The 7,540-nt window shown below is 45.7% G+C and carries 5 protein-coding genes and 8 tRNA genes; all 13 read left to right on the top strand.

Annotated elements, in window-relative coordinates; all coding sequences use genetic code 11:
* Nucleotides 1-118 precede the first annotated feature (118 nt).
* Nucleotides 119-1,162 carry a recombinase RecA gene (gene recA, locus CAG69_RS05150; protein WP_005393872.1) on the top strand — a complete coding sequence of 348 codons (1,044 nt, stop codon included), beginning with the start codon at nt 119-121 and terminating at the stop codon, nt 1,160-1,162.
* A 128-nt stretch (nt 1,163-1,290) separates the two neighbouring features.
* A complete protein-coding gene (gene recX / locus CAG69_RS05145; protein WP_005393871.1) occupies nt 1,291-1,758 on the top strand; it encodes a recombination regulator RecX in 468 nt (155 codons plus the stop codon).
* A gap of 142 nt (nt 1,759-1,900) precedes the next feature.
* Nucleotides 1,901-4,483: an alanine--tRNA ligase gene (gene alaS / locus CAG69_RS05140; protein ID WP_109169448.1), complete on the top strand. Its 2,583-nt coding sequence runs from the start codon at nt 1,901-1,903 to the stop codon at nt 4,481-4,483.
* A 212-nt stretch (nt 4,484-4,695) separates the two neighbouring features.
* Nucleotides 4,696-5,883, top strand: coding sequence for an aspartate kinase (locus CAG69_RS05135; protein ID WP_012841412.1), 1,188 nt, complete (start codon nt 4,696-4,698; stop codon nt 5,881-5,883).
* Between the two features lie 92 nt (nt 5,884-5,975).
* Nucleotides 5,976-6,173, top strand: coding sequence for a carbon storage regulator CsrA (gene csrA / locus CAG69_RS05130; RefSeq protein WP_004415691.1), 198 nt, complete (start codon nt 5,976-5,978; stop codon nt 6,171-6,173).
* Nucleotides 6,174-6,507: 334 nt separating this feature from the next.
* A tRNA-Ser gene (locus CAG69_RS05125) sits at nt 6,508-6,599 on the top strand.
* A 32-nt stretch (nt 6,600-6,631) separates the two neighbouring features.
* Nucleotides 6,632-6,708: transfer RNA gene (locus CAG69_RS05120), tRNA-Arg, on the top strand.
* Nucleotides 6,709-6,737: 29 nt separating this feature from the next.
* Nucleotides 6,738-6,829, top strand: a tRNA-Ser gene (locus CAG69_RS05115).
* A gap of 85 nt (nt 6,830-6,914) precedes the next feature.
* Nucleotides 6,915-6,991 (top strand) — tRNA-Arg (locus tag CAG69_RS05110).
* A gap of 55 nt (nt 6,992-7,046) precedes the next feature.
* Nucleotides 7,047-7,123: transfer RNA gene (locus CAG69_RS05105), tRNA-Arg, on the top strand.
* Between the two features lie 52 nt (nt 7,124-7,175).
* A tRNA-Arg gene (locus CAG69_RS05100) sits at nt 7,176-7,252 on the top strand.
* A gap of 52 nt (nt 7,253-7,304) precedes the next feature.
* Nucleotides 7,305-7,381: transfer RNA gene (locus tag CAG69_RS05095), tRNA-Arg, on the top strand.
* Between the two features lie 52 nt (nt 7,382-7,433).
* Nucleotides 7,434-7,510, top strand: a tRNA-Arg gene (locus CAG69_RS05090).
* Nucleotides 7,511-7,540: the final 30 nt, after the last annotated feature.

Raw genomic sequence — 7,540 nt, 5'->3', positions numbered from 1 at the left:
GGTATAGACACTGTATGAATCAACAGTATAATAACTTTCATTGCTGAGCAGGTTAGCTGCTTAAGAAAAATGAATTACTATTCGTCGCCCAAAGAAGATGAATAAATCGGAGAAAGTAATGGACGAGAACAAACAGAAAGCGCTCGCCGCTGCGCTAGGTCAAATTGAAAAGCAATTCGGTAAAGGCTCTATCATGCGCCTTGGTGATAACCGAGCAATGGACGTAGAAACGATCTCAACAGGCTCTCTTTCTCTTGATATCGCTTTGGGTGCAGGTGGTCTGCCAATGGGTCGTATCGTAGAAGTCTACGGTCCAGAATCTTCAGGTAAAACAACACTAACGCTTGAGCTTATCGCTGCTGCGCAACGTGAAGGTAAAACTTGTGCGTTTATCGATGCAGAGCACGCTCTGGATCCTGTCTACGCGAAGAAACTTGGTGTTGATATCGATGCGCTCTTGGTTTCTCAGCCAGACACTGGTGAGCAAGCACTAGAGATTTGTGATGCACTAGCTCGCTCTGGCGCTATCGACGTAATGGTTGTTGACTCAGTTGCGGCGCTAACACCAAAAGCAGAAATTGAAGGCGAAATGGGCGACAGCCACATGGGTCTCCAAGCACGTATGCTTTCTCAAGCGATGCGTAAGCTAACAGGTAACCTAAAACAGTCTAACTGTATGTGTATCTTCATCAACCAAATCCGTATGAAGATTGGTGTTATGTTCGGTAACCCAGAAACGACCACGGGTGGTAACGCACTTAAATTCTACGCTTCTGTTCGTCTTGATATTCGTCGTACTGGCGCAATCAAAGAAGGTGACGAAGTCGTTGGTAACGAAACGCGCATCAAAGTAGTTAAGAACAAGATTGCTGCGCCGTTTAAAGAAGCCAATACGCAAATCATGTACGGCCAAGGCTTTAACCGCGAAGGTGAACTAGTAGATCTAGGCGTGAAGCACAAACTGGTTGAAAAAGCTGGTGCTTGGTACAGCTACCAAGGCGATAAGATTGGTCAAGGTAAAGCGAACGCGTGCAACTACCTACGTGAGCATCCTGAAGTGGCTAAAACCATCGATACTAAATTGCGTGAAATGTTGTTAGCGCCAGCCCTTGCAGAAGCTCCTGAAGCAGGCGAGGCGCCTGAGCAAGCTGAAGAGTTTTAATCCCTTCACAGATTAAAAAGTGATAAAGCCCTGCAATGCGGGGCTTTGTTGTATCTATTGACATCAAAAATCGAATCATCACAAAGGCCATTGAGAGTCTGTACAGCAAAAATACCTTTAGGATCACCATGTACCAAAAGCGCCAGACACCAACATTATCGAGCAAAGAGGCGGCTATCCAACTGCTTAGCCGTCGCGATCATGGTCAGTATGAGCTGTACCAAAAACTGTCGATGAAAGGCTATGAAGCATCAGACATCGAAATCGCGATTAATTTTTGCTTAGACCATAACTATTTAGATGATTTACGTTATGCGAAGAGCCAAATTCGGCAGCATGTATACAAAGGACATGGAGAGCGTCGAATTCGCCAAGAGTTAAACCAGAAACGTGTTGCGGAATCGGTGATTGAGCAAGCCATGGCTGAAGAACCGCAAGACTGGTTTGAACTTGCTAAGCAGGCGGCAGAAAAGAAATTCAAAGGCGTCAAAGCCAAGGACCAAAAAGAATACGCAAAACAAGTCCGTTTTCTACAATACCGAGGCTACAGTTTCGACCAAATTAGCTATGCGCTTGCCTTTGAAGACCAAGATTAGCGTTGATCCAATTGCGCTGATTTTTGTTTTGCTTCAAATTTTTTCTTCTACTCCCTCTTTTCCTCAAGAAAACTAGTCTCAGCTGTTTGCATGATCTACAATACGGCAAAATTCTAACTCGACTATTTTCAGGAAGAGCTGCATGTACATGAGCACTGACGAGGTTCGTAACGCGTTCCTCAAGTTCTTTGAAAGCAAAGGACACCAAATCGTAGAAAGTTCATCGTTAGTTCCACATAACGACCCAACCCTGCTGTTCACAAACGCAGGTATGAACCAATTTAAAGATTGTTTCTTAGGCTTAGAAAAACGAGCCTATACTCGAGCGACTACGGCTCAGCGTTGTGTACGTGCTGGTGGTAAACACAACGACCTGGAAAATGTTGGCTTTACCGCTCGTCACCACACATTCTTTGAAATGCTAGGCAACTTCAGCTTTGGCGACTACTTCAAAGAAGATGCGATTTCATTTGCTTGGGAATTCCTAACCGAAGTTCTTAAACTGCCTGCGGATCGTCTATTGGTAACCGTTTACGAAACCGATGACGAAGCATTCGACATCTGGAACAAAAAAGTTGGCGTGCCTGCTGATCGTATCGTGCGCATTGGTGACAAAGAAGGTGGCAAGCCTTACGAGTCTGATAACTTCTGGCAAATGGGCGACACTGGTCCTTGTGGTCCATGTACTGAAATCTTCTACGATCACGGTGAACACATCTGGGGTGGTCGTCCTGGCACGCCTGAAGAAGATGGTGACCGTTTCATCGAGATCTGGAACAACGTATTCATGCAGTTCAACCGTCACGCAGACGGCACTATGGAACCGCTACCAAAACCATCGGTAGATACTGGTATGGGTATCGAGCGTATCTCTGCAATCATGCAAGGCGTTCACTCAAACTACGAAATCGATGTATTCCAAACTCTTATCAAAGCAGCGGCTGAAGTCATTGGTTATGAAGATCTATCGAACCAATCGCTACGCGTTATTGCTGACCACATCCGTTCATGTTCATTCTTGATTGTTGATGGTGTGATGCCTTCAAACGAAGGTCGTGGTTACGTACTACGTCGTATCATTCGTCGTGCCGTACGTCATGGTAACAAGCTAGGTGCACAAGGTGCATTCTTCTATAAGCTTGTTGGCGTATTAGCAGAAGTAATGGGTACAGCAGGCGAAGAGCTGAAGCGTCAACAAGCAGTGGTTGAAAAAGTACTGCGTATCGAAGAAGAAAACTTCGGTCGTACACTTGAGCGCGGTATGGTAATTCTTAACGAAGCATTAGATAACCTAGATGGCAAAGTGCTAGACGGAGAAACGGTATTCAAGCTTTACGATACTTACGGCTTCCCAGCAGACCTCACTAACGACGTTGCACGTGAGCGTGAGTTCGCGATCGACGAAGAGGGTTTCGAAAAAGCGATGGAAGAGCAGCGTCAACGTGCGCGTGAAGCTGGTCAATTCGGTACAGATTATAACGCAGCAATCAAAGTTGATACGCAAACAGAATTCTGTGGTTACACAGGTACTAAAGGCTCTAGCTCTGTAGCCGCGATGTTTGTTGAAGGTAACGAAGTAGATTCGCTATCTGCGGGCGACAAAGCCATCATCGTACTTGGTGAAACGCCATTCTACGCAGAGTCAGGCGGTCAGTGTGGTGACGCTGGTGAAATCCGTACTGAGTCTGGTGTATTCCGCGTTGAAGACACTCAAAAACTCGGTAACGCAATCGCACACCACGGTGTAATGGCAGAAGGCGTGCTAGCGAAAGGTGACGAAGTGGCAACCATCGTTGACGCAGAGCGTCGCGCAGCTATCTCTCTTAACCACTCAGCGACGCACTTGCTACACGCAGCACTACGCCAAGTTCTTGGTGAGCACGTAACGCAGAAAGGCTCATTGGTGAAGGCAGACAACCTACGTTTCGACTTCTCGCATCTAGAAGCCGTAACCGCAGCAGAGTTGAAAGAAGTTGAGCGCCTAGTTAACGCGCAAATCCGTCGTAACCACACGATTGAAACCAACGTGATGGATATTGAGTCTGCTAAGAAGAAAGGCGCAATGGCATTGTTTGGTGAGAAGTACGATGACGAAGTTCGCGTGCTATCTATGGGCGATTTCTCTACTGAGCTTTGTGGTGGTATTCACGCATCAAGCACGGGTGATATTGGTCTATTCAAAATTACATCAGAAAGCGGTATTGCAGCCGGTATTCGTCGTATTGAAGCGGTAACAGGCGAGGCGGCATTAGACGCTATTGAAGCTCAAAACGCGAAGTACGAAGAGAAACTGGCAGAGTCTGCACAGAAAGCAAAAGCACTAGAAAAAGAAGTGCAGAAGCTAAAAGATAAGATGGCAGCCGCAGAAAGCGCTAACATCATGGGCAAAGCGGTTGAAGTAAATGGCACAAAAGTTCTAGTTGCGGCCCTTGAAGGTGCTGATAGCAAGAACCTACGTACCATGGTTGATGACATCAAGAATCAAATGGGTTCTGGTGTTGTACTGCTTGCAAACGTAACGGGTGACAAGGTTGGCTTGATTGCTGGTGTGACTAAAGATCTCACTGGTAAAGTAAAAGCAGGTGATCTGGTTAAAATGGTTGCAGAGCAAGTCGGTGGTAAGGGCGGTGGTCGTCCAGACATGGCTCAAGCCGGTGGTACTGATGTTTCAGCACTACCAGAGGCAATTAAAACAGTTCAGCCTTGGCTAGAAGAGCGTTTATAAGCTCTTAACTAATAAAATTACGCTCAATCAAGTTTCTTTGATTGAGCGTAATTTTTTTTAGCAACCAAGTGGTTTAATTGACCAAAAGTTAACCGAGTCATTTAAGCTGCTTGGTTTTTGTTGTAACTACTGCTTATATAATTTTTCTCAAAGGAAATATTTAAGATGTAAGCAGTTCTAAAGAGACTTCGGTCTTGGGAAGGTGAAGACTGGTGAAAAAGCCCCTTATCGTGCAAAAGTTTGGCGGAACCTCTGTGGGTTCAATTGAAAGAATCCACCAAGTCGCTGAACACATCATTAAGGCGAAAAATGATGGCAATCAAGTTGTTGTTGTCGTGTCTGCAATGTCAGGCGAAACAAACAGACTGATGGATCTCGCTAAACAGATAGATAGCGTACCTACAGCTCGAGAACTTGATGTTTTGCTCTCTGCTGGTGAGCAAGTGTCAATGGCACTGTTAGCCATGACTTTGAATAAAATGGGTCATGCTGCGCGCTCGCTTACCGGAGCACAGGCGAATATTGTGACGGATAATCAACACAATGACGCAACGATTAAACACATTGACACCACGACAATTATGGGATTGCTTGAGCAAGACCAAATCGTGATTGTTGCGGGCTTTCAAGGTGTGAATGAGAACGGGGATATCACCACATTAGGTCGAGGTGGCTCAGATACGAGCGCTGTGGCACTGGCGGGCGCATTGCGCGCTAACGAGTGTCAAATCTTTACCGACGTTGATGGTATTTATACTTGTGACCCACGTGTAGTGAAAAATGCGCGCAAATTGGCGGTTATCGATTTTCCTTCAATGGAAGCGATGGCAAGCCGAGGCGCAAAAGTATTACATTTACCTTCAGTGCAATTTGCATGGAAGAATAATGTACCACTACGCGTGCTTTCGACATTTGATGTTAATGAAGGCAGTTTGGTAAAGGGGGAGTCAGGCAATCAAGCCGTCTCTGGTATAGCCATTCAACGTGACCTTGCCATTATCGAAGTCGATAAAGAACATTTATCTAGTGCTACAAAACAATGTCAGATGCTGGGTATAGACATTTGGAATGTGATCGAGGAAGCAGAACGGGCAGGTATCATGATAAAACAAGATGCATGTGCCAAGTTCGATCTGGTGTTCAGCGACAAAATCCGTAATAGTGAAGTAGTAAGCCTGTTGACCGCAGTGGGGCTTGAAGCCAATGGAATGGTAGAGCACGCATGCGATTTGTTGGCAAAGCGAGATATTGAGATCAATTTCAGCGCAACGAATGCACTCACTATGATGCTAGTTTTAGCACCCGAATGTGTGGATACAGCAGCAAACATTCTGCATGATGCTTACATTACGTCTAGTGAAGCATTAAACATTCAACAAAAACATGCCTTTTTAGGCTGATTTTCGCTAACAAGGTAGTTTACGAAAATATAACTTTTGTTGGATAATAGCTTTGTAGCAAGAAAATTTAGAGATTACTCAAGGAGCAAAGAATGCTAATTTTGACTCGCCGCGTAGGCGAAACACTGATGATTGGTGATGAAGTGACTGTAACTGTACTAGGTGTGAAAGGTAACCAAGTACGTATCGGCGTTAACGCTCCGAAAGAGGTTTCAGTTCACCGTGAAGAAATCTACATGCGCATTCAAGCTGAAAAAGGCAATGGCAACGTTGCTTCAGGTAACTACTAAGTCGCTCCTGTTTACAGAGCTTAGTTTGAATGAAAAAGGCTAACCGAAGGGTTGGCCTTTTTAGTCTTTAATGTTTTTGAAGATTTGCGGAAACCATTGTGTTGAGTGTGGCTGTGAATCCGTCAATATTGTTGAATCGAACACTAGGAAGTTGTTTGAAAATAAATGTCTTTTTTTCAGAGAAGACTCTCTTTTTTTCATCATAATAGAGTGGTAAAGTTCGTTTAATAGTCACTTTGATTAAATCAGCAACGGTTAAGTCAGTTTCGTGGATTTTTTCAAAGAAAATGTTTGACATATTTTCGGTAAAACGTAATATGTGCCTCCGCAAGACGGTGAGGTGGCCGAGAGGCTGAAGGCGCTCCCCTGCTAAGGGAGTATACGGTTTATCCCGTATCGAGGGTTCGAATCCCTCCCTCACCGCCATTCTTGCAACGTTGAGAAATCAACAAAAAAGTGCGTCCTTAGCTCAGCTGGATAGAGTACCTGGCTACGAACCAGGCGGTCGGAGGTTCGAATCCTCCAGGACGCGCCATATCTCTTCTGAGATATAACAATGAAAACGGTGAGGTGGCCGAGAGGCTGAAGGCGCTCCCCTGCTAAGGGAGTATACGGTTTATCCCGTATCGAGGGTTCGAATCCCTCCTTCACCGCCATTCATTGACTGGCCCGATGGCCTTTTTTTTGTTTCGTAAGAAATGAATGTGATTTGCTTCACAACTTCCTAGCAAGAAGATCTGCGCGTCCTTAGCTCAGCTGGATAGAGTACCTGGCTACGAACCAGGCGGTCGGAGGTTCGAATCCTCCAGGACGCGCCACTATTTAATAATTCGTTTGATAAACGGGTTATACAAAGTAAAATAAGATTATTGCGCGTCCTTAGCTCAGCTGGATAGAGTACCTGGCTACGAACCAGGCGGTCGGAGGTTCGAATCCTCCAGGACGCGCCACTTATTAAAGGGTATTGCCCTGATATTGACGAAAGTTGATGTCGAAAACTGCGCGTCCTTAGCTCAGCTGGATAGAGTACCTGGCTACGAACCAGGCGGTCGGAGGTTCGAATCCTCCAGGACGCGCCACTTATTAAAGGGTAATGCCCTGATGTTGACGAAAGTTGATATCAAAAACTGCGCGTCCTTAGCTCAGCTGGATAGAGTACCTGGCTACGAACCAGGCGGTCGGAGGTTCGAATCCTCCAGGACGCGCCACTTATTAAAGGGTAATGCCCTGATGTTGACGAAAGTTGATATCAAAAACTGCGCGTCCTTAGCTCAGCTGGATAGAGTACCTGGCTACGAACCAGGCGGTCGGAGGTTCGAATCCTCCAGGACGCGCCACTTATTAAAGGGTAATGCCCTGATGTTGAC

The organism is Vibrio sp. V43_P6S15P86 (assembly GCF_009904725.1).
Classification (GTDB): Bacteria; Pseudomonadota; Gammaproteobacteria; order Enterobacterales; family Vibrionaceae; genus Vibrio; species Vibrio diabolicus.
The sequence above is the reverse complement of the archived record's forward strand: the minus strand, read 5'-3'. Positions and strand labels throughout refer to the sequence as shown.

Coding starts and splice junctions, on each gene's coding strand:
- recA (WP_005393872.1), top strand. CDS start 119: ATGGACGAGAACAAACAGAAAGCGCTCGCCGCTGCGCTAGGTCAAATT.
- recX (WP_005393871.1), top strand. CDS start 1,291: ATGTACCAAAAGCGCCAGACACCAACATTATCGAGCAAAGAGGCGGCT.
- alaS (WP_109169448.1), top strand. CDS start 1,901: ATGTACATGAGCACTGACGAGGTTCGTAACGCGTTCCTCAAGTTCTTT.
- csrA (WP_004415691.1), top strand. CDS start 5,976: ATGCTAATTTTGACTCGCCGCGTAGGCGAAACACTGATGATTGGTGAT.